Here is a 24,438-nt window from a genome sequence, read left to right on the forward strand (position 1 = left end):
TGCTTAAACCGGCAAAAGGAATTACCTGTACTTCATCTCCGCTACTTATCTCCGCTCCCGTCTCCCCGCCACATTCGTCATTCGTCATTCAAAGTTTCCCCAGTTCCTTCCCTGCCCGCCGGTGTCCCATTCCTGCGGCCTTTTCAAAATAGTACTTTGCCCAGCGCCGGGAACGTGCCAGCCCGTCTCCGTACTTATAGCAGAGGCCGAGGTTATAAATAGCCATAGGGTCATTTTTGCGGGCAGCCTTCCTATACCAGAAGATGGCCTTTTCATGGTCTTTGTTCACCCCGATGCCATAGAAACAGAAGTAGCCCATTTCCCGCCAGGCATCGATGATACCGTTATCAGCCGCCATTTTCATCCACTTCTGCGATTTGCCGTAGTCCAGCTCAATGCCGATACCATCGCGATAGAGCATACCTACATTGAACTGTGAATCAGGATGTCCCTGGTAGGCAGCGCGGAGATACCATTTAAATGCTTCTTCCAGATTTTTCTTTACGCCCAGCCCGTTATCATAACAGGTACCTACATAAAACTGTGCCCGCAGATGTCCGTTGATAGCGGCGGAATACCACAGTTCAAAGATGCGTTTCCTGTTTTTTCGTTTAGCCGGCGCCGTGAACGCCAGGTAGTAGGCATAGTGAAAATTTTTCTGCTGTTGTGTTTTGGTTAGAAGTTTCATTTTCTTTGACCATTTGCCAGATGTCGGATATAATGCAGGCCGGCCTTTTCTCCCTCAATTCCATACTGCGCATAGTTAAGCCCGGCTGCAGCTTCATCTCCGTATAAAAAATCAAAAATGATACTATAATCAGTATCAGCTGCATGTGCCGTGTAAAATTCATGCAACAGGCTGAAGTCTGCCATGCAATGTGTTTCATGATAATTTACCTGCGATGCCACATACAATTCCTGCGCCACATGTTCCTGCAGCGTCTGCGACGGCGGATGGCTGATCCGGTAGCGGGTACGGTGACAACTTTCCAGCGTGCGGCGGCGGATCAGTTCTTCACTGTACGTTTCGCTGGTCCAGAAAACAACGGTGGCATAATTACGCGCTATCAGCCCGCTCAGTTTAAACCGGTTATCATAGTCGGTGGTGAAGTGATGCGTCCACGCGCCGTGGAGGTCGTCGGCCAGGTTTAGGGCTACTTTAAAAACCGGGCCATTCTCCGGCCCGCCATTGAGTGTGTCCAGCGTTGCTGCCATGATACGCTCTGCCTGTAAGGACCTGAGCAGCTGCAGCTGTGCAGCTGTCTGTTTCTTTCCCATGGGGTTAAAGCCGCCTGCCGGCACCAGCATATCTCCAGGGGTGTTCCCCTGCAGCAGCTGCAGGTACTGCTGAAACCGGTCCATACCGGCGGGCAGGACATATATTGCCAGCATAGCATCCACAACCGGTAACAATTCAAAATTCATAATCAGGGATTTCAACGGAAAAGCAGGTAATACCTGCTGCATACCACTACTGGTTTTCCGGTAACTGAAAATACAAATTTGCCGGTATTCCGGGATTATCAGTATATGAATATTTTTGCAGCAGACTGTTTACCTTCACCGGCAACCGCTACACTGTACAATTCATGATGCTCCTGCTGTTCACCATTCCGGCAGGCTTCCGCACACGGGAAGGTATTCTCCTTTCGCCAGGACAGTATATCACAACGATGGCATTATGCCGGCATCCCTTACCTCTTTTGTAAGGCAACCTGAAATTTTTCAAGTTGCCTTCTGTGTCTTAATATATGTACAATGGCATGTTCCACCAGCTGTTCGGTAGTATACCGTTCTCCCCATCCGGTGAATACTTTGCGGGTATCTTCCATTTCTGCCTCGGTCATCTCTTCCATGATGGTAACCGTGAACTGAAAAACCGTATCAAGATCCTGTATGTATGCCGCCACTGTTGACTGCGTTGCTTTTGGCGGGCACTCAGCAGTACCGCCTTTCCGGTTACGGAGATACGTAGCATATCCATAGGCCGCATATACCACATGTGTAAGTATAGTTTGTACCGACCGGCAGTTTTCATCTGCAGTGGCTGCATCCACAATGACCGGTAGTTCCTCATCCGGTATTTTTTTTATCAGTTCCTTCAGCTCACCTATTGCTTTTTCATATTCATCGAGCAATGCACCGACTGCTCCCTTACGATATACTTTATCCATTATTTATTAATTACGCTTTCTTGAGATGATAATCAGGTCTGTTGTAAGCGCGCCATCCTTGCCGGGAAATGCTTTTCTTACCAGCCATAGTATTTCAAACCCGCTTTCCTCCAGGTAAGCAGAGAGGTAATCCGCCCGGTGATAGTACATATACAGCTCATCTCCTGCCGCTGAGCGTGTAAGACCGGATTTATCTTCTTCATCTTCCATGGTACTGATGTAAAAAATTCCTCCGGGAGATAATACCGCTGCTGCATCCTTTATCAGCTGCCGGGTTTCTTCCTTTGACAGGTAGGGCAGACAGAAACCGCAGATAATACCCTCCCAGGTACGGTTCATATCGCGGATACGGCGGGCATCCAGCTGCAGGAAATCTGCACCGGGATTGTTTTTCTCAGCCAGTATCAGCATATTGGGAGCCAGGTCTATACCGGTGATACGGAAGTCAGGGCGCTGCTGCAGCAGATAACAGGAAATATTCCCGGGGCCGCAGGCCACATCCAGTATCTGTGGCTGCTTCTGCGGGATGTGGCGGCAGAAAAAATCAAACGTATCATGATACCCTTCCTGGTTCATAAACCGCTCCTGGTATTCCGTCGCACGCTTGTCAAATAAGGCTGCCGCCATGGTTGTTTTATCCATACCCTGCTGCTATTTTCCGGTAACTTACTATATTTACCGTCAAATTCAATGAGAAATTCCCAGTACCCATAGCTTACACATGAAGAAGACGATAACAGGCAGAAATGTATTCCAACAATTGAAGGCAGACCTGATAGGAAAAGATTCCTACAGGGGTGTAACCCTGACGTATTCATGGCTGGCCAACCAGTTTGGTCATTTCTCCCTGGGTTTTATTCCTACTTTCCTGTTATTTCTTTATCTGAAAAAAAGGATGTCGGAAACGCAGGCATCGCTGTACAGCGCCGGGGCAATCAGCGTGTTGTGGCTGGCATTTGAAACCATCAATTTCCTGGGGCCATTGCTGATGAGCAAACCGGGAGGTGTGAAGAAGCATTATGTATTTCAGCCGGCCTGGGGTAACATTGCCTTCGATACCATCACGGATCTGCTGTTTTTCTGGACGGGCGCCTTCACCGCTTCCCTGCTGTGCGCAGAAACATCTGCCGCAGCCATCGCCGTGGTGGTACTGGGCCTGCTGATGATCTACCCTGCCTACTACTGGTACCTTACCAAAATGTACCTGCAGGCGCCGGCATATCCTTTCCAGTTCAGGCTGAGCCAGTGGAACACCGAACATATTCCGCAGGAAGATGTAGCCCTGATCCGGCAGTTTATGGACCATAAAACGCCAGGCATGCACCTGTTTCTGTTCGGACCTAAAAGAAGCGGTAAAACCAGCCTGAGCGTGGCCATCGCCACGGAGTTGTCTATCCGCCACAGATCCGCCGTTTATACCTCCGCCATGAAGCTGTACTGCATGTTCTTCGATCATGACGAAGGTACTTCGAACGATATGTTATGGAACTGGCGTAAGGCGTCTATCCTGGTGATTGACGATATTAATCCCGGCGACCCTATCAAGGAAGATATTATCAGCCCGGACCGGTTCCTTAGCTTTGTAGATACCTTCTCCACAAACGATATTAACCGGACCGTTTTAAAAGAAACCAGCGTAATATGGGTGATGGGCGATAGCGACACCTCCTCGCAGAAATGGCGGGATATGCTGCACAGCATAGGGGTGGAAAGAGGAAAGATGATTTCCCTGAACCTTCGGCTGGATGCGGGCGCTGAGCCTTCTACTATGGCAAAATATGATTTGCAAACGCAAAGCTGATGAGATGAGTCAGACTTTTCACATCAAAACGGCGGTACATGGGGATGATCCTTTTTTCAATAGCAGATTGAGATACTCCAAACCTGGCGGCTATTTCCTTGAAGGAATATCCCTGCGCCACAAGTGAAAGCGCTTCTTTCTCCTTCTCTGAAATAGCATAATGACGGAAGAGGTGCTTGTTCAGTTCCTCTTCAAACTCATTCTTTTCCGGACCGTATGCCGCATAGCGCATAACGTTACCCAGGTTGATACTTTCATTTTTCTGGGAGTGCCCGATGATGGTGGTTACCTGACCGTTTTCAGAAGCGAATACGCCTACTTTGGAAATCAGCGGTACATGGGTGCCGTCTTTATGAATTTTCTTCAGTTCTATGGTAAAGCTGTACTGTTCCAGGTTAGTAGTTTTATTATGCAGGAACATCAGGGCTTTATCATTCAACTCATTAGAGAAGGGGGCGTATTCCGGTGCGGTGATGTTCACGATGGTCATCATGGTGATTTCATCATCCCGGTAGCCCAGCAGCTCCTCCCAGCCGTCTGCATACAGCATCCGGTTCTCCTTAAAGGAATATATATAGATAGCCTCATCCGGAAATCTCCGGATGGTTTGTTTAAACTGCATGGCCTCCTGACTGTTGAGGTCAGCAGGTACGTCTGTAATAAATGCTTTTGAATAGGTTCCAAACTCCAACTTATCGGGATGCATCCTTTTTTTGCCTAAAATTAATAAAGAATCTGATAACCTGCGAATTTACACAGTTGACCGGCGACCAATACACTATTACTTTTGCGCCTGTAATCGAATTAGTTAGAGGTTTACGAGTATAGTAAGAGACCCGGCCTTTTATCCGGTAATCCCCGTCACCCGGCTATTTCAATGGTATGGCAAGTACCGGCTGGTGATGTCAAAAAAGTTGATTTCGAAAGAATGAATTGAAAGCGAGAGGAAAAGTTTGTTATTGAAAAACCCCATCCTCATTTGATGCAATGTTCCCCCTGGACCCGGCGCAGCGCAGCTGCTGGCAAACAGCAGTTGCTGTTGCGCCTGTCCTGTCTTTTCAATGAAAAACCAAGTGGTCAGCCCCGCCGCGGAAACCAGCTCCTACAGGCTCCGTGCGGGGTAACCTACTGTCTGACAATATTCACGTTTTTTTATTCCGCCAATCTACCTGCCTTGATTACCCTGTAAGGGGTAAACAAGGTATTGATATTCGTATACTGATCGGCGTTAGTGATGAGCAGGTCGGGTGCGCCTCTTTCGCAGGTAAAGCCGCAGACCGGCAGCCACGTTATCTGTGCACTTACTGAAGGTAACGCACCGGATCGCTTCCGCAACAAGTACAGGACCTGACCTGTTTATCCTTTTCATAAAGACATGTCAAGACAGTATCCGGCGCATGCTGCATTCATATTCGTACATTCATGAACGTTATTGCCCCATTTAGGTCAAACTGGTCACCGGGGACGCCAGGTTTTGTCATATTTCTTTGTTCCGGGTCCGTAGTAAGCACCCAGATCCACGGAAAACATTTCAGCATCGTCATTGGATTCCAGGTTAAAAAGCAGTGCCAGACCGGCTATCAGCAAAGGTTCTTCCTCATGGTTAAGCGCGATGTACATCATTTCCTGATTAAACCAGTAGAAGGCATCCTTATCAATGCCTGCTACCTGCCGGTCGTCCCTAAAAATGGATTTTGCATGTCCGTTATGTGCAAAGTAGTGCCAGGTATGCTCTCCGGCTGTCATCTCCCAGTGTGGCGGCACATACTTCACACAGGAGATGCGGAACTCCTGCGGATGCAGGTCCCGGGAAAAGGTCAGCGTATAGGTAATGTTCCAGCTCCACTGAAACCATTTGCAGGGATTACGACGGATATGCAGCTCCTGCCGGTTGTTATGCGAACAGAGCCACAGCTGTTTTCCTGCCCGGCGTACACGTTCCCACCGGCCGGTGGCCAGCACCTGCTGTTCATTCTCCTGAAAGATGGTGATGGCATGATTACGGCGACTGATAAGTAATATCATGGTAGTCAGGGATTATATTATCTGCATTTTCCATCTTCCCTGTACGGATACACTTACAGGAAATGTAATTGCAGTGCATGTCATTTATCTTCGCTTAACCCGGAAGGGGGAGTCATTCATCCCGGCGCGCCTTGTACAGGATGTGGTGAGTCACGCTCCTCCGGATACTGTCACAACAATAACCATATGGTTATGTTTATTAATATACTAAAATACAAATTCCTGATAATGAAATAAACCCTGATACATCAGGTTCATCGTTACCCTCATTAAACCCTGCGTATTATGACACAATATGACCACATCGCCACAGGCTACCGGGCAGTAGCAGAAGCCATCCCTTACCGAGGCCCTGAATGGTATTCCCTTTACAAAAGAATGGGTAATCTTAAAGGACTGTCCGTACTTGATCTGGGTTGCGGCGACGGTATGAGCAGCCGCCGTATTAAAAGCTGGGGGGCAGCCCGGGTAACAGGTGTAGACATCTCCATAGAAATGATCCGGCTGGCCAGGCAGACAGAGTTCGAAGAGCAGCTGGGTATAGACTACGTTACCGCCGATGTGGCCGGGATGGGTAGTCTGGGGGCTTTTGATATCGTTACCACCTCCTACCTGCTTCATTATGCCCGTACCCGCTCCACACTGAACCAGATGGTACAGTCCATTTACGACAACCTGAAACCAGGGCAGCTGTTCATCGGCAGCAACCTCAATCCGCAGCTGCCGCCCTACCCTTCCCTGGAGCCGGAGGGGCATCAGTTTATTTATGAGATGCCGGCATCTCCCCTGAAAGAAGGCGCCACCATACACGTGACCCTGCTGGGCGACGGAGAAGCGGTGACTATTGACGCCTGGTGGCACAGCTGGGATACCTACCAGGAAGCATTCCGCCGCGCGGGCTTCCGCTCCTGGGCCCTGGAACCTTACCTGATCCCTGAAGAGGAAACAGCTAAATATCCGCCGGGATTCTGGGACAGCTACATCGCCGCTCCCTGGGTGATCCAGTTTATCTGCAGCAAATAGCGGCAGCTAACGGTGATGAACATACGTTATTTATTTGTACCCGAACGGGCGGAAGTAACTCTTCCGCCCGTTCTTTTATGTCGGAATTTACCCTAAACCAGTCACAATACCCCCTGCTCTGACTCCCGGATACCCCTTACTTTTGGGGTACAACAGTCTTTAGCAATATGACGGCAGATCAATATCCTAAAATCTATTTCTACCGGCGGCTGGTACAAGCAAAGCTGTACATTGACATGCATTATGCTGAAAACATTGATCTGGACAACATTTCAGATGAAGCCTGCTTCTCCAAGTTTCATTTTGTCCGCCAGTTCAAAAACATCTACCGGCGTACACCGCATCAGTACCTGATATTTGTGAGGATGAAAAAAGCGATGGAGCTGCTGAAAGCAGGCGTACCGGTAACTGACGCCTGTTATGAGGTAGGCTTTGAAAGCGTCAGCACCTTCAGCGGGTTATTCAGGCGTATCACCGGCGAACCTCCTTCCCGTTACCTGGCGCGGCATCAGGAGTTAAGGGCACAGATGATCCGTTCCCCGCAGACGTATGTGCCAGGCTGCTTTGCAGAAAAGAACGGATGGTTCAGGGATTAACGGAAGTACACTGTATAAATAATAAAAAGAAACCTGCATGATTACTAAAATGACTCATACCAGCGTGTATGTACTGGATCAGGAGCGCGCCCGCGATTTTTATGTCAACAAACTCGGATTTAAGGTTATTACAGACGTACCGATGGGTACAGCGCACCGGTGGCTTACCGTAGCACCCCAGGAGCAGGACGGAATTGAAATAGTGCTGATGCCGGTCAGCGCCGGCGGCTTTTCCCCTGAAGCAGCAGATACGCTCCGGGAGCTGATTGCCAAAGGTACCTTTGGCGTAGGCGTACTTACCTGTAATGATATTTATGCTACCTATGAAGAGCTGAAAGCCAAAGGAGTTGAATTCACCAAAGCGCCGAAGAAAGAATTCTATGGCACTGAAGCTGTTTTCAGAGATGATTCCGGCAACTGGTTTTCCCTTGCGATGCTCGCGGAATAACCGGTTATCAGCCATCAGCGGACAAACAAACCATATCTTTCCATAAACCGTTCCGGCCATCACTAGTATGCGATGGCCGGAACATTTTTTACTTTCCGCGGATTACAGGATCCAGGCATTCTTTCAGGGAGATCAGCATCTTACCTGGTTCTTCCATGGGTATCAGGTGAGAAGAATGCTCAAACCAGACCGCTTTTTTCACCGGCGCCTTAACCTGTTTCATCCAGGCGGCTGTAGGCTCAGCAGGTGTGGTGTAATCATGCCTTCCCAGGAACATGAATACAGGGATAGGAAAGGTATGTACCTTTTTGAAGTCTACCTGCAGGAACTCCGGCAGGATACGCCATAGCGTGAAGATATTACCGTTATCTATAGCCGGAATATCATCGGCGGCGTACTCCGGAGACAGCCACGGCGCATTGTAGAAATACATCGATTCGCTGCGGTAGGCGCTTAGTCCGCCGTAATACTGTGCCCAGTTTCTGGCTATAATAATACGGTGCCGTGTTATCGGCTCATTACCCGGATAAGGCGCGATGGATTTCAGTTCCGCCAGTGCGGAATCGTTCTTATGGCGGGTAGCCTGTTCCACGGCATAGTCAAAGCTCACCCGTTCATTTTCCATCACGTTAATCACCTGCCCTACGCCGATATAGGCCGCAAAGAGATCAGGCCTTTTCAGCGCTGCTTTCATACCGAGGATAGTACCCCAGCTATGTCCCATCAGAATAATTTTTTTCGCGTGATAACGTTGCCGGATATACGACGCTACCTCGATGGCATCATCCACGAAGGTGTCGATCCTGATACTGGCTGCGATGGAGTCCGGCGGAATATTCAGGAATGTTCTGCCGGCGCCGCGCTGATCGTAGGTGACGATAGTATAATATTCTTCCAGCGGGCGCTGGAAGGTCCACATCACCGGCGAAAGCGGCGATGCAGGCCCACCGTGGATAAAGAGAATAACCGGATTATCCTTGTTTTGTCCGCGGGCATACAGCCACTGATCCACCCCGTTGATGTTAACGGTATAATTTTCCTGGATACCATTGGGATTGACAATTCTTCCCAGATCTCTGATGATTTTTCTTCCTGTCTCGATTGTTTTCTGTGCAGACAGCCATGTTGGCAACAGGCTCAGACATAGGAGCCATAAGATTCGGTTACGCATAAGATGTGCTCGGATAGTATTTATCTGTCAAGATAAGATAAATTCACAGATTTCCATTTTTGTACAGCATGGCTGTCTGTACCAGTTCCGCATTATCCGCAGCCGGGATACCGGAGGGATGGAGGAGCGTATCTTCAAAACCGATGCGCAGGTCATAACCTTTGCTGATCGCCATTTTCAGCAACGGCCAGCAGGTGAGGTCTGTACCGTGCAGTAATACTGATTGTCCGGGTAGTTTATCTGTCAGGTGTTGTTCAATAGCCGCTGCGGTGTGCAGTGCCGCTGCCATCTCCTGTTCACCAGGTTCCAGGAGGAGGCGGAAACAATGTGGCAGCCGGCCGCTTCTTTTAAAATTCAGTACAGCCGCTTCACTACTGATACCGGCTTCCACCCCGATGCCGCGTTGCAGCATTTTATCTGCCACCTGTTCAAAGCCGGCTTCATCACCGTTTACAGAAACGAAGTCCGGCAGCACCATCCACTGTTCTATATATTCCAGCCGCAGCGCAAGTTCCGGCACTATCCAGGCGCCGGTGCTGATACCTACAGGAATGCCCGGCAGCGCATGTTTCATCGCCTGTACCTGGCTGTTAACATCGTCCGGATGCAGGCTTTCTCTTCCCCCGCTGTCGCGTACGTGGAAGTGGATAGCCCCCGCACCAGCTGCCACGGCCCCTCTGGCCGCTATTACCAGCGCATGCGTGGTAACCGGTACCTGTGGATGATCCTGTAAAGTCCTTGTTCCGTTTAAGGCAGCCTTTATAAGCATCATTAATGTTTGACCCGTTTAGCACTCAGCCATATACCCGCCAGCACCAGCAGCCCTCCCGCTATCTGCCAGCCGGTAAATGCTTCTTTCAGAAAAATCATGGCAATGACCGCGCCAATCACCGGATTCAGGTTGAGGAAATTACCTACCTGCGCAGCCGGCAGACTCTCCAGCGCCCGGTTATACAGAAAGTATGCCAGCGCGGAAGCGAATATTCCCAGGTAAACAATGCCGGCCCAGGCACGCAGCGATATTTCCGGCATCCCGTGCAAACCTATATTCACCGCAGCTATTGGTATCAGCAACGCGCTGCCGATGAAAGTACTCACCGCAGTAGTCAGCAGCGTATCTGTCTCTTTTACACTTCTGGACAGCAGCGTGTACGCACTCCAGCAGCAAACTGCCAGCAGCATCAGCACACTGCCCGCCAGCGCATGCGTATCTCCTTTCGGACTGCCGATAAAACCCACCAGTATCACGCCGGTTACACATAACACCATGCCTGTTATCAGTTTTTTATGCAGCTGTTCCTTCAGGATGATCGCTGCCGGTATGGCGATGAATACGGGTATCAGCCCTTCTATCAGCGCCCCTGTAGAGGCAGAAATATATTTCATGGCAAAGTTGAAGAGGCCATAATACACCGTAACTCCTGCCAGTCCCATCAGGGCGAGTTTTCCGTAAGGCAGCTGCTGCTTCACCATACGCCGGCGGTGAAGATAAAACGGCAGCAGCGCCATGCAGGCAATAATATGCCGCAGCGTAGCAAATATATAGGGTGGCACTTCCTGTACCACTGTTCTGGTCACAGAAAAGGAACTTCCCCAGATGAGCATTACAAATATGATGCTGATAAAACCTTTGGTGCGGTCAGTCAGAATGATTTTTCCCATAAACATTTCTGCCGGCTTGTATCCCGGATTATTTTTTTCTACCTTTCTTTTGAAATCCAAAATTACATCATCTGTAAATGAAATATTTTTTTTCAGATGCCCACCACAATTAATATCCTTTATGAAATGGTTATCCCCCCTGCTGCTGAGTTGCCTGCTGCATGCATCCGTATACGCGCAGCAGGATAAAGCTGCCCGGATAGATAAGATGATCCGCACGGCTGCGCGTACAGGCGCCTTCAACGGCGATGTGCTGGTAGCAGATCATGGTACGGTTATTTATAAAGCGGCAGCCGGCGTAGCCGATTCTGCCAGGCGCATCCCGCTGACCACGCGGCACCGCTTCCACATCGGTTCCATTGCAAAAGAGTTCAACGCAGTAGCTATCATGATGCTGCAGCAACAAGGTAAACTACAGCTGGAAGATAAAGTAGCACAGTACATTCCCGGATTGCCGGCATGGGCGCAGCAGGTGAATATCCTGCAGCTGCTGCAATATACAAGCGGGCTGCCGGACCTGAACTGGACCACCATACAATCTGATGCGGACATCATGGAAGATCTGAAGAAGCTGACTGCGCTGAAGTTTGAGCCGGGAACAGATTATTTCTACAGCAACAACAATGTTTTTCTACAGCGGCGCATTGTAGAAAAAGTAACCGGTGTATCTTTCAATGATTTTGTCAGACAACAGATCCTGCAACCGCTGGGAATGCGTGCTTCCCTGGTAGACCCAGACGGCAGCGACACGCTGGTAGCACGTGGTTTCAATGATGCCGGGCAACAGGAACCACTATTATATCCAATATCCGGCTGGGTAACCGTTACCCCGGATGATTTTCTGCAATGGTCCGAAAGTCTCAACCATTTCCGGCTGCTCACCCCGGCTTCCACCAGCATCATTATGCAAAGCACCGGTCCGGGCAGACAGGCAAGCCTCGGCCGCGGCACTATAGAACAGGACAAGATCATCCAACATATACACGACGGCGCCACCCGCTGCTATCAGGCCCTGCTGGTAAGCGATCCGCCGAAGGGCAGAACAGTACTGCTCCTGTCCAACAACAAACAGGAGAACATTTACGAATTCAACAACGCCATACAAAATATCCTGGACAACAAACCTTATGTCCAGCCGAAGAAAACCGCCACCCGCCTGTTTATGGCTGCGCTGGATACCCTTTCTCAAAAACAGTTCTTCGCCTACTATCATCAGCAGAAAAAATTACACCAGGATACCCACGATTTCGAAAGTGAATTTCTGCTGAACGGAATAGGTTACTACCTGATGCGCAAAGGCCGTACAGATGACGCCATCGCCGTTTTCCTGTATAACACCCGGCTCTTCCCCCACTCCGCCAATGTATTCGACAGCCTCGGCGAAGCCTATTACCACAAAGGCGACAAAGCCAATGCCCTCAAATACTATCAGCAATCCCTCGCCCTGGACCCCAACAACCCCGCAGCACAAAAAACCGTCAACCAGCTAGTTAAATGAGATTTTATTATTTTTTTATTTTTTTATTTGAGATTTAGTATAAAATCAAGATGTCTTCAGAGCCGCCAGGAAGGTATTTTTTATTTGAGATTTAGTATAAAATCAAGATGCCATCCGGACAGTCCGGATGGCATCTTGATTTTATACTAAATCTCAAATAAAAAAATAATAAAATGACTAGATGTTCAGGCGCAGGCCGAGCGAAATATTCAAGTGCCCCAGGTTTTCTGTTTCGTCGTCCTGGAGGGTGATTTTTCTTCTGCCGGATTCGTCTTCCTGCATATAGCTGGTCAGCTTTCCGTTGATGAGGGAGAGTTGCGCCCCGGCGGAAAGCATGCGGTTGATACGGATATCATAGCCGAAATCCAGGCCAACGCCAACTGTGCCTCCGGTGAGTATTACTTTCCCGTGGTTTACCCATCCGTTGTCGCGGAAGCCGAGGTATCCCAGCGCCATGTTCATGTGCAGGGAGTTCCTGTCTTTTGCATCAAAAATACGTACCACAAAAGAGGGAGCAATAAAATTGATGGCAATATTATCCATCACGTTGGTGCGTATACGGCTGCCGTTGTACTCGATAGGTATTACGCCGCTCTGGCTGGACTGGAAGCGGTTATACTTGATACCGGCTCCTAAAGTTTCATTGAAATAATACATCGCATCTGCACCTATGTTGAAACCTGATTTAAGTTTCCGCATGTAGGTCAGTGCATCCCCGGTGATCTGGGAAGAGATTTTCCCCAGCCGGTAGCTGTATCCTCCGTTCACTACGAAACGAAAGTGCGGCAGCGTGGATTTCTGGGCATACGCGGTATGCGTCAGTATGCCGGCAAATAGTAATAAGAATAGTTGTTTCATAAATATAGATTAGCGGATAAAGTTGGCGATACAGATGTAATAGTATAGGTACAGAAAGATACTATTAATTATTTGAATATTTGGTTATTTGAGATTTGGTTATTTAAAATGCAGCGGAGATTTGAGCAGATATTTCAGACTTTGGTCTTCGCTGCATTTTAAATAACCAAATCTCAAATAATCACATAATTAAATATTCAAGCTATTCATGGTGGCTGCAGTAATGCAGGGAATTACCTTGTCTGCAGCGCAGTTATTCAGCCCGGCGCCCCAACAGGCATTGAACTCTAACACAAACCAGCCTGATGTTCCGCTGTATGCAATGTCCACTACTACTGATATAGGTAACTGGTGAAAGTGAGTATTTATGAAATCCTGCAGGAAACTTCTTCCAGTATGCAGATCTGCTGCTCCTTCATAGAGTGCTACATCCATGATTTCACCATGCAGGATAAACCCGCGGGCTTCTGCCTGTATATCCGCAACTACAGCGGATATCAATATCTCTTCCGTTGGTTGTAGTCCGGCAGTCACTTCCAGAAATGCTGCATGTGTTTCAAAAATACCGGCTGTAAAAATTTTGGGAATTACCGGCTTGATAAACACAGGAAAATCTGCTGGTTTTGTATCTATGATTTGTTGCAGCATTATTTTACGTTTGGTCCATGGTATGGCCAGCCGGGCTATCAGGGCATCATCCGGGCACAAAAGCGTTAAATTATAGATCTGTGCCAACACCAGTGCAAATGCCTGATTACCATATACAGCCAGTGGCACTGCAGCCAGGGCTTCATCCCTGATCCAGTACTTGCCCAACCGCCTGATGTCACCTCCCATGCTAGTCCATGCCATAGTTACCTGTTCAGATTCTTTATCAGTTTTTTCCGGAATTAAGAGTATAGGAGTTGTCATAGTTATTTCAAATGATAATCAGGATAAGACTTCAACAGTCACATGAAAAATTGCTTTTAATATGTCCGGCCAAAGATACTATTCACCTTCTGTAAATCAGCTGCCTTTCCTGTTGCAGTAGCAGGAAGCGTTTCTTATTTTTATAGGAATGTAAAAATTATTGTCATGCGAAAACATTTCATCTCCGCGCTGCTACTGCTTTTTGCGGTTCCTTTATGCTTATCTGCGCAAAGCAATGACCAGGAACTGGAAGCGTTGATTATTCAGAAAGACAGCATTTTCTGGCGGGCCTATAACAATTGTGATGTTCAGCAGATGTCCGGATATGTCACTGCAGATGTTGAATTTTATCATGATAAGGGAGGCATGACCACAGGGATTAACGCGATGATGGAAACATTCAGGACAAACATCTGCAGCAAAAGGGAGCAATTCCGCCTGCGGCGGGAAGCCGTCAGCGGTACCCTGAAGGTATATCCGCTGAAAAATGCGGGCGTTATTTACGGCGCAGTCATCAGCGGTGAACATCTCTTTTATGTGCAGGAGAAAGGAAAGAAAGAACGGGCCGACGGGCTGGCCAGATTTACACACCTGTGGCTGTATGAAAACAGGGAGTGGAAAATGAAACGTATCCTCAGCTACGATCATGCGCCCGCACCCTATATCAATAAAAGAGTGGCGGTAGTATTATCTGACAGCATACTGCAGACATACGCCGGCAAATATGCAGGACCGCAGACCCAAGCCATGTATATGAAGCCGGACAAAGGTCTGCTGATCATGCATATCAATGGAAAAGACTTTCCCCTCTATCCTGCCGGCAACCATCTTTTCTTTTCAAAAGACCGTGACCTCACCTTCGAATTTCTTGCCGGCAGCAATGGCACCCGTCAACTGACCATCCGTGAAGGCGACCAGACAGCGGAAGTGTTGCAGCTTATTCAATAGTCCACGGGAGGATTTGATTATTTGAGATTTGGTTATTTGAGATTTGTTTCTCATCAGGGTGTATGCTTAATTTCAGCAGGCATACTGATTGAAAACAAATCTCAAATAACCAAATCTCAAATAATCAGATCGCATCAATAAACTGAAGGTACTCCTTCGCGCTCTGATCTATTTCTGCGGAGGATGGTTTGTGTTCTACGCCGTAATAGGTGTAGAAGGATTTATAGTCTGCTTTTACATAATCGAAAGTTACCTCAAAGGGAGCTGTCAATTGCTGCATGGTATATTTATACCGGCCGGACGGGCGGTAGTCTTCCTCACGGATGCCTGCGGAAATGCCCAGCGCTACTTTTTTGCCCTGCATACGGTAGCCACTGGTAGAACCGTAGGCCCAGCCATAGGTCAGCGCTTCATCGAGCCATTTTTTAAAGAAGGGCGGGCAGTTAAACCAGTAAAAAGGAAACTGGAAAATGATTTTATCATGTGCTTCCACCAGTTGCTGTTCTCTTTTAACATCAATTTTTTCATCAGGATATTGGGCATGCAGGTGATGAATAGTGTACTTCTCAGGATATTGCTGCAGTTCTTCCACCCACCTTTTGTTTACCACGGAGTTGTCCATGTCCGAATGAATTACAATCACCAACGTTTTCATTACATTTATTTTAGTTACCAGAATATATGACAACCGAACAGTTTTCCGTAACGGGTATTGCTGTAAGGCGCAGCAGTTGCGACAATACGGCATAATTTACTGTTTCGGTGTTTGCTGGCACAAATATGGTGCAGGTAGCCGGGTTGAGCAATATGTGACGAATTAATCAGTCAGTGATAAATTTATCACTATGGCGTGCTGGCTCAACGAAGCGTATTTTTATTTATCAGATTATAATTTCAGGCATATGTATCAGAGAAAAATTCCTATTGATTATAACTGCGGCCTCGGTATTGCCATGGAAGTGATTGGTTCCAAATGGAAGTTTTGCATACTGGATGCTGTTTCTAAAGGAATACAACGTCCGAAAGACCTGGCACAGGCGATTAACGGTATTACGAGAAGAGTACTGCATCAGCAGGTGGGAGAACTGGAAATGCATGGTATCCTGGGAAAAACAATTTATACAGAAGTACCCCTGCGTGTAGAATATCACCTGACGGCCACCGGCAAGACGCTGCTGCCGCTGATTGAGGCCCTGAATACCTGGGGTCTTGAATTTTCCCCTCACCTCAGAGCCATCCTGGAAGGCGGAAGCAGCGTGAAGGCGCTGCAAACGGAGGAGGCAATTATGTAGTTATTTGAGATTTGGTTATTTGAGATTTGGTTATCTGAGATTTGTTTTTCCTCCAGATGTATGCTTAACTTCAGCGTGCATACTGATTGAAAACAAATCTCAAATAACCAAATCTCAAATAACCAATCCCTTATAGTCCCTGAAACTTAAACGGTTTGCTTTTCACAAAGGAATTTACTGTGTTGCCGGCATATATTTCTCCGTTTGTCAGGTTAAGTTTTCTGACGGGCGCCTTGTCTGAAAAGTTCACGTCCCGGAAGTTAACCCAGAAGGTATTCGGAGTGAGTGTGGATTCAAAGTAATAGACTTTATTTTTATGGTCTGCGACTATTCTCCAGCGGGTAGATGATATATTAGGCTGGCCGGGTGTGGAGATGCCCAATGGTACGGAACAATTCCGGATAACGCTGAAAACGCCTGCTACAGCCACCCGCGTGTTATCTGTTCTGGGAATGGCATTGATGTAGAAGGCAGCCCGTACGAACCTGTCAGCCGCACGGTTGGTACCCGGCAGCATTACCGTTCCGCCTATTTCCTGCCAGTACTCATTCAGTGCCAGCTGTTTGTCAAATACCGGAGAATTGGTCATCACCACATAGCTGGTATCTTCGTGGATCACGAGTTTGCCATCAATATATTCAAAGATGGCGTTGTCGCCCTTCGCGTCGGAGATAGAAAGGTGCAGGGTCGCCAGTCTTGACTGACCCGGTACATTCGCTGTAACGATAGTAAATTTCTCCTTCTTCAGCTCTTCCACGGCTTCACTTACCGTAGCAAAATTGTCCAGCACATATTGTACCCAGGCAGCGATGGTGAGCCCTGGTTTAGCGTGCTGGTCCCATGTCGGGTAAGAAGATTCCACCAGCCATAGCAGATTGGCTACCAGTCCTTTTTCATTCATACCGTCTGTACTGGAAATATCGTAGCCGGAAGCCACCACACTGCCATACTTCGATTTCCATTTCAGGGATTGCGGTCCCACTTCCCCGTTACGGCTCATACCGCGGGGGAAGATCCACAGGTTGGTCTGAATATCTTCTTTCCAGTCCATAGAACGGGCTGTCAGAATAAGGTTATCCGGTCCCCTGTAAACTACACGGGTGCAGGCAAATGCCGCGGCGGTTAACAGCAGTAGCATAAAGGAGGCAAACAGCGTTTTCATACAGTTATCTTTAAGGTGAATACCTTACCAACACCTGAGTGACTGAATGGTTTATCAGGATCTACATCAGCTGTCTGCCGGCCTGTTCCACTCTCTCTATATGTTTCTGGCGGTAGGCGTCCGGGGTATGTTTAATGGGCGTCATGCCGGATGGGCCGATATAGGTGACCTTTTTTGTTTTGATACCGCAGAATTCCAGGATTACCTTCTTCATGATTTTGATGCCTCCCTCGCGTATGATCCATTTGTAGTACCACACCGGGTAATCCATCGTATGAATGATATGCGCTGTTTTGCCTTTCAGGGAAGGTGTTGCCATAACGGTACCTTCCTTACGTTTAAAGGCCAGTCCCGGCAGGAAGAGGCGGTCCAGGAACCCTTTGGTAACGGCGGGCATAAATCCCCACCACTGCGGATATATCCATACCAGGTGATCGGCGCGTTGAATTTTCTCCCAGGCGGCCAGCAGGTCCGGTTCCAGGTCCATGCGTTTGCTGTATCCGTGACGGAGGTTAGGATCAAAGGAGAGTTCGCCGATGCAGATATCTTCCACAGTGGCGCCGGCTTCCAGCGCACCTTTTCTGTAAGCTGCATGCAGCGCATAATTCAGGCTTTCCTTATAGGGATGGCCGTTGATAATAACGATCTTTTTCATGCCACAAAAGTACCGGGGCGCTGAAAGGAAATACTGAACATTTGTTAAGAAAACTGCAGCTCTTTGCGGATGCGGCTCAGATGCTGCGGGGTGATGGCCAGGTAGGACGCCAGGTATTGCAGGGGAATCTGGCGGATATAGTCCGGATGCTCTTTAACCAGATGCAGGTAGCGGTCCCGCGCAGAAAATGTTTTCAGCATCATCAGTTTTTTTTCTGCAAAAATAAATTCTGATTCTGCTATCAGTCTGCCTAAATGCTGCCAGTGAATATTCCGGCTGTACAAGGCGGACAACTCGCTGTAATCTATCATGACCATTTCACAGTCGGTGAGCGCTACAATATTCTCCAGGGAAGGGTTACGTGTAATCAGACTGGTATAGGCGGCAGCCACTTCATTAGGGAAGGTAAAACAGTTCGTAATATCGCGGCCTTCCTGGTCTGTATAAAAGGAGCGCAGTATGCCACTGCTGATGATGGCAATTTTATGGCATACAGCGCCTTCTTTTATCAGATATGCTCCTTTTGCCAGGGAAGCGGGATGGCCAAGGTTTTCCAGCAGCGCCACTTCTTCCGGCGGCAATACATTAAACGGATTCAGATACTGAACAATAGGTGTCATGCCGCAAAGATACACCTGTTTCCTATGCCTTCCCTTCTTCGTATTCAGCCCGGCTCAGGAGAAAGTAAGCCAGCTCCTCTTCTGCTCTCTTCAGGTTTTGCTGCTGCGTAAAACCTCCTTTCAGCAAGGCCTTCTGGGAGCCTATATTTTCCAGTGTGGTAACGGCCACCATTTCCGCTGTATCTGTACCGGCAAAGCCGTATGCCGTTAGAGCACGCACGCATTCCGTGGCGATACCACGCCCCCAGTAGCTGCGGCCCAGTGAATACCCCAGCTCTACCTGACCGGGAACGTCTGCAAATTCCCTGATGAGGCACATGCCGGCAAAGCCGCTGCCGGCAGCGGTGAATATACCCCAGCGGCTGAAAGGACTGTTACCATAGGCAGTCAGGGAAGCCTGAAAAATCTCTACATACTGTTCCCGTGTACGCCGGGGCAGGTGACGGATTACTTCTTCATCTTCAAAAAGTGAGGTAAATAATACTTGTTCTTCCGGTAAAAATTCCCGGATGATGATATCGCTGCTCTGATAAATAATTCGCATAGTAGATGGTTAACGTTCAAAAAATACGGTCAGACGTGAATCTGTTTACCGTTGGCAAAAGCCCAGTTTTCCCAGGCTGTTTCCTGGAAATGCACCATTATATCGTTTGGTGATACGTTGATGGCGGTGAGCAGCTGCATTAAATCTTCCAGTATTTTCCTTTTCACTTTCACACTTCTGCCGGCAGATAAAGTAATTTCAATGATGGTGAAATTGTTTGTCCGCGGCGTTTCCAGGTCAGGGTACTGCAGGTCGTATACAAAGTTCTCCGGCTCCAGTTCTATAATCCGTTGAAAACAGTCTGTCGCAGGCACTCCGCTGTTAACCAGCGCTGTATGTACGGCATTGAGTATTCCTGTTTTCCGGTCGGCGCTGTGGCCTTTGTGCATGGTAACTGTTACTAATGGCATAGTCTGAAATTGATTATGCGAATGTATTCCTTAAAAAGTTATCTTCCTAAAAGTCGTGTTCATCCCCGTACTGGAAATACCAGATGTCTTCCGGTTCCGCCAGCCATCTTTGTGTTCTCATGCACCACAACAGATCCAGGACTTTTACCAGGTCTTCATAATGCGCTGTTTTATCGAAATGAAAGTGAATGCCCCGCAGCGTATCCTGATGTTGCTGCATATCTTCCATGTATATCCGTGCAAACGAAAGCCGGATATCATTCTTACGGGAGCTGCCGTCAAAGGTGATGTGCAGGTAATTGCGGACAGGCGCTTGCGGCCCACCGTAGTATTTGCGGATGGTTCCCGTATCCGGGAGTATCAATACTACATTTCTTTGCTGCGGCCCGCCGGAAAACAGGGTGATATACCCTGCACCTGACAACAACAATATTACTACCACCGCTGTTACCGGTGGTAACCACTTGTGCTGTCTTAATCCGTACATATTTTTTTTTAAGAGAGATGTGCCGGCAGATAAATTCCATATACCGCCGCTTTTACGAATTTATTTGCCGGTCAGAAAAATTTTATTATGTTTGAACATATGAACATAGATAAATGATGCATCAGAAGAAGATAGCCTTAGACATCGGCGGCAGTCATGTAACCGCCTGTATACTCAACATGGACCACCCGGAAGCCGCACCGGAGAAGATCATACGCCGGCACCTGGACGCCGGCGGCAGCGCGGAAGCCATCATCAGCAGCATAGCCACCTGTATACAGGAGTTGCAGGACAGCAGCGTTTCAGGCATCGGCATAGCCGTTCCCGGACCGTTTGACTACCGCAACGGTATCTGCGCCATCGCTAACGTAGGCGGGAAATTCGGCAGTATGTTCGGGCTCCACCTGAAACAGGCCCTGCAGGATACCGCTGCCACCGGCGACCTGCCCCTGCAGTTTTTCAATGATGCCCACTGCTTTGCTGCCGGCGCCCTGAAAATACTGGGGCTGCAGGGCGAAAGCACCGTATTGCTTACGCTGGGAACAGGCTTCGGCTCCTCCTTCCTCCGGAACGGAGAACTGGCGACGGCAGGCGACGGCATACCAGCATCCGGCGCGTACTATGACATGCCTTTCCTGGAGGCTGCGGCAGATGATTACTTTTCCTCCCGCTGGCTCCTGGCAGCCTTTCACCGCAACACCGGCATCCGGCCAGCCACGGTAAAAGAGATGGCGGAACAATACACCGCACAGGCACGCCCGGTATTTGAACAGTTTGGCGACCACCTGGGCAGCTTCCTGCTGCCACAACTGCAGGCATTTGGCTGCCGGGAACTGGTCATCGGCGGTAACATCGCAAGGTCATGGAACCTGTTTGCCGCTCCCCTCCTGCGTAAACTGGAACCGCTCGGCATCGCCATCACCTGCTGCACCGATACGGAGCACTGTATCCTTGCAGGCGCAGCCCTCTCCGCCCATGAACCCGGTCCGGCACAACTGCGGCAAACCAGGCAGCTCCTGCTGCCGGCAGCCCTGCCACCGCATAACGATGCCGCCTATACGATATTTCCTTCCTTCCATACCAGCTCCCCCGTGCAGGAAGGCTATGACTCCCTCGCCAAACTTATTGCCGGCGAAAGAGTAGTCATCCTGGACGGATACGACGGTGTACTGTGGGAGCATGTCCGCGCCGCACTGCATACCTCCCTCCGGGCACAAAACAAAACGGTGCGCTGGTACCATACCGGTGCATGCCTGCAAGCTCCTGCCGTCATTGAAAACATGCTGCAGGAAAATATGAATGCCGCAGATCCCGTATTCGGGAAAAGATATGAAGGCAGCCTGGCAGACTTCTTTGACCTGAACCTGCTCCTGCAGATTGAACCCGGCAACGGTGCTGACATTCATATCATTTATGGCACCGGCGCTGCGCTGACGGCCCCCGAAGGACTGCTGCTCTATATCGACGTGCCGAAAAACGAGATCCAGTACCGCCTGCGGGCAGGCAGTATCACCAATATCGGTACTCCAACGTATACGTATAAACGTTGTTACTTTACTGACTGGCCTGTACTCAGCAAACATAAGCAGGACCTGCTTCCGTATGTGGATGTAATCATCGACGGACAAAGGCCCGGCACCATCACCTGGATGCAGGGCGATGATTTCCGCGCGGAACTGGACAACATGCTGACCGCACCGTTCCGCGCCAGGCCCTGGTTTGAAGCCGGCGTATGGGGCGGCAACTGGATGAAACAACACCTGCCCGGCCTCCCGCCTGAAGAAGTAAACTATGCCTGGTCCTTTGAACTGATTACACCGGAAAACGGTATCGTTCTGGCAGGCGCCGGACTGCTCCTGGAAGTCTCCTTTGATTTCCTGCTCTTCCGGCAGCACCACAAACTGCTGGGTAAAGCTGCCACCCGCTTCGGTACAGCCTTCCCTATCCGGTTTGATTTTCTGGATACATTCGACGGCGGCAACCTCTCCATACAATGCCACCCGCGGCCAGCATTCACCAAAGAACATTTCGGGGAAGACTTTACGCAGGATGAAACCTATTATATACTGGACTGTGAGCCGGATGCACAGGTGTATCTTGGCTTTCAGGAAAACATCTCTCCGGAAAAACTCAGGGGAGCACTGGAAGATGCTCTGAACAGGAATATTCCATTGCCGGTAGAACAATACATACAACAGTTCACCGCGCAGAAGCATGACCTGTTCCTGATTCCGAACGGCACCGTGCACGCCTCCGGGAAAAATAACCTGGTACTGGAAATCAGCAGCACACCCTACATCTTTACATTTAAGATGTACGACTGGCTGCGGAAAGACCTTAACGGCCGGCCACGCCCCATTCACCTGGATCATGCATTCGCCAACCTCCATTTCGACCGCAAGGGCGATGTGGTTCCCGCCACCCTCATCTCCCGGCCCCGTATCACTGATGAATGGGCGAACGGGAAAAAATGGCAGCTGCCTACCCATCCGGAACATTTTTATACGGTAGACAGATATGCATTTACCGGAGAGGTAACCATTCAAAACCTCGGCCAGTGTCATATCTGTATGCTGGTAGAAGGCGACAGGATACAGGTTACCGGCAGCAACGGGCAGCAGACCTTTCATTATGCCGAAACATTTGTTGTTCCGGCAGCCGCCGGCCATTACACCTGCCGGTATGAAGGTAAAGGCACCGCCATGCTGGTAGTCGCCTATGTTAAAGACAATTATTGCTGACTTATAAATTTCACGTCATGAAAAACAGCGGCACACGCATGTTTATAACAGGTATTACATTGATAGCAGCGCTGGGAGGATTGTTGTTCGGATTTGATGTAGCCGTGATCAGCGGTATCATTACACCCGTCAAAACCCAGTATATGCTGACCTCCACACAGGAGGGATGGTTCGTATCCTGCGCACTGCTGGGATGTATTGCAGGCGTAGCCGTTTCCGGCACGCTGAGCGACCGTATCGGCAGGAAGAAAGTGCTGGCGCTGGCGGCCTGCCTGTTTCTGATCAGTGCTACCGGCTTTGCCTTTGCCTCTTCCTATACACTGCTCATCTGTTTCCGGCTGCTGGCCGGCATGGGCGTAGGTGTAGCCTCCAACATTTCGCCGCTCTATATTTCAGAGCTGGCGCCGGCCTCCCGTCGCGGCAGGCTGGTTATCTCCTATCAGCTGGCCATCACCATCGGTATATTGCTGGCGTATTGTTCCAACCTGGCGATCCAGCGTTATGCCCTCACAGCTGCTGCAGACCAGGACGGGTGGATGCACCGCCTGTTCGTAACGGAATACTGGCGGGGCATGTTCTTCGTGGGCGTAATACCCGCAGCGGCCTTTTTTCTACTGCTGGCCATTGTTCCTGAAAGCCCGCGCTGGCTCGCCGGCAAAGGCCGTACAGATGAGGCACGCAGCATACTGGAAAAAATTAACGGCACCACCGCTGCAGCTACAGAGCTGCAGGCCATCATTGCCGCCGCTACGCTGCAATCCGGCGGCGGGCTGCGGGAACTGCTCCGGCCACCGTTGCGGCACCTGCTCATCATGGCCTGTGTGCTGACCGCCTTTTCGCAGTTCAGCGGCATCAATGCCGTAATATACTACGGGCCTACCATTATGAAAGCCTCCGGCATTGTAGCCACAGACACATTATTTTACCAGGTGTTGCTGGGTGCAGCCAATATGCTGTTTACCTTCATCGCCATCTGGAAAGTGGACAGCCTGGGCCGCCGGCCGCTTTACCTCGCCGGTTCACTATGTGCAGCAGTTACGCTGGCACTGGCAGGCGCCTGCTTCCTGTTTAATATCGGCGGATGGGTGATGTTACTGCCGGTAACAGGTTTCCTGCTGTTCTTCGCATTTTCGCTGGGACCGCTGAAATTTGTTATTGCCACAGAAATATTTCCTACATCCGTACGCAGCCTGGCATTGTCTGTCTGCATCCTCGTCATGTGGATTTCCGACTGGCTGCTGAATCTGCTGTTTCCCATATTGCGGGAAGGCATCGGCGTGGCAGCCACCTTCTTCATCTTTGCCGGCTGCTGCCTCTTTTCATTTTTCTATGCCAGAAAGCATTTGTTCGAAACAAAAGGCAAATCACTGGAAGATATTACTATAGAAGAAAATATTATCCATCCATAATC

At 49.3% G+C, this 24,438-nt stretch carries 27 protein-coding genes; 9 read left to right on the plus strand and 18 right to left on the minus strand.

Features of this window, described 5'->3' with window-relative positions; genetic code table 11:
- Positions 1-88: 88 nt before the first annotated feature.
- From GWG06_RS24815 to GWG06_RS24830, 4 genes are all read right to left on the minus strand, one after another.
- Positions 89-688: a tetratricopeptide repeat protein gene (locus GWG06_RS24815; protein ID WP_160716787.1), complete on the minus strand. Its 600-nt coding sequence runs from the start codon at positions 686-688 to the stop codon at positions 89-91.
- Positions 685-1,467, minus strand: coding sequence for a hypothetical protein (locus tag GWG06_RS24820; RefSeq protein ID WP_160716789.1), 783 nt, complete (start codon positions 1,465-1,467; stop codon positions 685-687). The genes GWG06_RS24815 and GWG06_RS24820 overlap by 4 nt, the downstream gene beginning before the upstream one ends.
- Positions 1,468-1,694: 227 nt before the next feature.
- Entirely contained in the window at positions 1,695-2,174 is a 480-nt protein-coding gene (locus tag GWG06_RS24825) for a DinB family protein (RefSeq protein ID WP_127040762.1), read from the minus strand.
- A 6-nt stretch (positions 2,175-2,180) separates the two neighbouring features.
- Positions 2,181-2,816 (minus strand): class I SAM-dependent DNA methyltransferase, encoded by a 636-nt coding sequence (locus GWG06_RS24830; RefSeq protein ID WP_160716791.1) that lies wholly within the window; start codon positions 2,814-2,816, stop codon positions 2,181-2,183.
- A gap of 79 nt (positions 2,817-2,895) precedes the next feature.
- Here GWG06_RS24830 and GWG06_RS24835 point away from each other — a divergent pair, with 79 nt between their 5' ends.
- Positions 2,896-3,975, plus strand: a complete 1,080-nt coding sequence (locus GWG06_RS24835; protein ID WP_160716793.1) for an AAA family ATPase — start codon at positions 2,896-2,898, stop codon at positions 3,973-3,975.
- On the opposite strand, the gene GWG06_RS24840 is transcribed toward GWG06_RS24835, so the two are convergent.
- Together GWG06_RS24840 and GWG06_RS24845 are read right to left on the minus strand one after the other, a co-directional pair.
- Positions 3,941-4,681, minus strand: coding sequence for a LuxR C-terminal-related transcriptional regulator (locus tag GWG06_RS24840; protein ID WP_127040753.1), 741 nt, complete (start codon positions 4,679-4,681; stop codon positions 3,941-3,943). The genes GWG06_RS24835 and GWG06_RS24840 overlap by 35 nt on opposite strands.
- A 749-nt stretch (positions 4,682-5,430) precedes the next feature.
- Entirely contained in the window at positions 5,431-6,000 is a 570-nt protein-coding gene (locus GWG06_RS24845) for a hypothetical protein (RefSeq protein ID WP_160716795.1), read from the minus strand.
- A gap of 285 nt (positions 6,001-6,285) precedes the next feature.
- Here GWG06_RS24845 and GWG06_RS24850 point away from each other — a divergent pair, with 285 nt between their 5' ends.
- From GWG06_RS24850 to GWG06_RS24860, 3 genes are all read left to right on the plus strand, one after another.
- Positions 6,286-7,023 carry a class I SAM-dependent methyltransferase gene (locus GWG06_RS24850; RefSeq protein WP_127040747.1) on the plus strand — a complete coding sequence of 246 codons (738 nt, stop codon included), beginning with the start codon at positions 6,286-6,288 and terminating at the stop codon, positions 7,021-7,023.
- 167 nt (positions 7,024-7,190) lie between these two features.
- Positions 7,191-7,619 carry a helix-turn-helix domain-containing protein gene (locus tag GWG06_RS24855; protein WP_160716797.1) on the plus strand — a complete coding sequence of 143 codons (429 nt, stop codon included), beginning with the start codon at positions 7,191-7,193 and terminating at the stop codon, positions 7,617-7,619.
- Between the two features lie 37 nt (positions 7,620-7,656).
- Positions 7,657-8,067 (plus strand): VOC family protein, encoded by a 411-nt coding sequence (locus GWG06_RS24860; RefSeq protein WP_127040741.1) that lies wholly within the window; start codon positions 7,657-7,659, stop codon positions 8,065-8,067.
- 88 nt (positions 8,068-8,155) lie between these two features.
- Here GWG06_RS24860 and GWG06_RS24865 read toward each other — a convergent pair whose 3' ends face one another.
- From GWG06_RS24865 to GWG06_RS24875, 3 genes are read right to left on the minus strand one after another with little or no spacing between them, the layout of a single operon-like run.
- Positions 8,156-9,238: an alpha/beta fold hydrolase gene (locus GWG06_RS24865; RefSeq protein ID WP_160716799.1), complete on the minus strand. Its 1,083-nt coding sequence runs from the start codon at positions 9,236-9,238 to the stop codon at positions 8,156-8,158.
- 43 nt (positions 9,239-9,281) lie between these two features.
- Positions 9,282-10,010 (minus strand): 3-keto-5-aminohexanoate cleavage protein, encoded by a 729-nt coding sequence (locus tag GWG06_RS24870; protein ID WP_160716801.1) that lies wholly within the window; start codon positions 10,008-10,010, stop codon positions 9,282-9,284.
- A complete protein-coding gene (locus tag GWG06_RS24875) occupies positions 10,010-10,900 on the minus strand; it encodes a DMT family transporter (protein ID WP_160716803.1) in 891 nt (296 codons plus the stop codon). The genes GWG06_RS24870 and GWG06_RS24875 overlap by 1 nt, the downstream gene beginning before the upstream one ends.
- Before the next feature lie 121 nt (positions 10,901-11,021).
- Here GWG06_RS24875 and GWG06_RS24880 point away from each other — a divergent pair, with 121 nt between their 5' ends.
- Positions 11,022-12,398, plus strand: a complete 1,377-nt coding sequence (locus GWG06_RS24880; RefSeq protein ID WP_160716805.1) for a serine hydrolase domain-containing protein — start codon at positions 11,022-11,024, stop codon at positions 12,396-12,398.
- Between the two features lie 177 nt (positions 12,399-12,575).
- Here GWG06_RS24880 and GWG06_RS24885 read toward each other — a convergent pair whose 3' ends face one another.
- A complete protein-coding gene (locus GWG06_RS24885; protein WP_160716807.1) occupies positions 12,576-13,256 on the minus strand; it encodes a hypothetical protein in 681 nt (226 codons plus the stop codon).
- A 189-nt stretch (positions 13,257-13,445) separates the two neighbouring features.
- A complete protein-coding gene (locus GWG06_RS24890; RefSeq protein WP_160716809.1) occupies positions 13,446-14,108 on the minus strand; it encodes an ATP-grasp domain-containing protein in 663 nt (220 codons plus the stop codon).
- Between the two features lie 225 nt (positions 14,109-14,333).
- Between GWG06_RS24890 and GWG06_RS24895 the strand changes: the two genes are divergently transcribed.
- Positions 14,334-15,116 (plus strand): nuclear transport factor 2 family protein, encoded by a 783-nt coding sequence (locus tag GWG06_RS24895; RefSeq protein ID WP_160716811.1) that lies wholly within the window; start codon positions 14,334-14,336, stop codon positions 15,114-15,116.
- A gap of 124 nt (positions 15,117-15,240) precedes the next feature.
- On the opposite strand, the gene GWG06_RS24900 is transcribed toward GWG06_RS24895, so the two are convergent.
- The gene (locus GWG06_RS24900) at positions 15,241-15,771 is read right to left on the minus strand and encodes an NAD(P)H-dependent oxidoreductase (protein WP_160716813.1); all 531 of its coding nucleotides are present in this window, start codon (positions 15,769-15,771) and stop codon (positions 15,241-15,243) included.
- A 247-nt stretch (positions 15,772-16,018) separates the two neighbouring features.
- Here GWG06_RS24900 and GWG06_RS24905 point away from each other — a divergent pair, with 247 nt between their 5' ends.
- Complete coding sequence (locus GWG06_RS24905; RefSeq protein ID WP_127043421.1) at positions 16,019-16,408, plus strand: winged helix-turn-helix transcriptional regulator; 390 nt, start codon at positions 16,019-16,021, stop codon at positions 16,406-16,408.
- Positions 16,409-16,538: 130 nt separating this feature from the next.
- Here the strand turns inward: GWG06_RS24905 and GWG06_RS24910 are convergent, their stop codons facing one another.
- From GWG06_RS24910 to GWG06_RS24935, 6 genes are all read right to left on the minus strand, one after another.
- Positions 16,539-17,570, minus strand: coding sequence for a linear amide C-N hydrolase (locus GWG06_RS24910; protein ID WP_160716815.1), 1,032 nt, complete (start codon positions 17,568-17,570; stop codon positions 16,539-16,541).
- Positions 17,571-17,631: 61 nt separating this feature from the next.
- Positions 17,632-18,225 (minus strand): NAD(P)H-dependent oxidoreductase, encoded by a 594-nt coding sequence (locus tag GWG06_RS24915; RefSeq protein WP_160716817.1) that lies wholly within the window; start codon positions 18,223-18,225, stop codon positions 17,632-17,634.
- Positions 18,226-18,269: 44 nt separating this feature from the next.
- Positions 18,270-18,845 carry a Crp/Fnr family transcriptional regulator gene (locus GWG06_RS24920; protein ID WP_127043424.1) on the minus strand — a complete coding sequence of 192 codons (576 nt, stop codon included), beginning with the start codon at positions 18,843-18,845 and terminating at the stop codon, positions 18,270-18,272.
- A gap of 22 nt (positions 18,846-18,867) precedes the next feature.
- Positions 18,868-19,389 carry a GNAT family N-acetyltransferase gene (locus tag GWG06_RS24925; RefSeq protein WP_160716819.1) on the minus strand — a complete coding sequence of 174 codons (522 nt, stop codon included), beginning with the start codon at positions 19,387-19,389 and terminating at the stop codon, positions 18,868-18,870.
- A gap of 29 nt (positions 19,390-19,418) precedes the next feature.
- Positions 19,419-19,799: a tautomerase family protein gene (locus tag GWG06_RS24930; RefSeq protein WP_160716821.1), complete on the minus strand. Its 381-nt coding sequence runs from the start codon at positions 19,797-19,799 to the stop codon at positions 19,419-19,421.
- Positions 19,800-19,845: 46 nt separating this feature from the next.
- The gene (locus tag GWG06_RS24935; RefSeq protein ID WP_160716823.1) at positions 19,846-20,286 is read right to left on the minus strand and encodes a hypothetical protein; all 441 of its coding nucleotides are present in this window, start codon (positions 20,284-20,286) and stop codon (positions 19,846-19,848) included.
- A 113-nt stretch (positions 20,287-20,399) separates the two neighbouring features.
- On the opposite strand from GWG06_RS24935, the gene GWG06_RS24940 reads away from it, so the two are divergent.
- Positions 20,400-23,027: an ROK family protein gene (locus GWG06_RS24940; RefSeq protein ID WP_160716825.1), complete on the plus strand. Its 2,628-nt coding sequence runs from the start codon at positions 20,400-20,402 to the stop codon at positions 23,025-23,027.
- A 17-nt stretch (positions 23,028-23,044) separates the two neighbouring features.
- On the plus strand, positions 23,045-24,436 hold the full coding sequence (locus GWG06_RS24945) for a sugar porter family MFS transporter (protein ID WP_160716827.1): 1,392 nt from the start codon (positions 23,045-23,047) through the stop codon (positions 24,434-24,436).
- Positions 24,437-24,438 lie beyond the last annotated feature (2 nt).

The organism is Chitinophaga solisilvae (genome assembly GCF_009928525.1).
GTDB lineage: Bacteria > Bacteroidota > Bacteroidia > Chitinophagales > Chitinophagaceae > Chitinophaga > Chitinophaga solisilvae.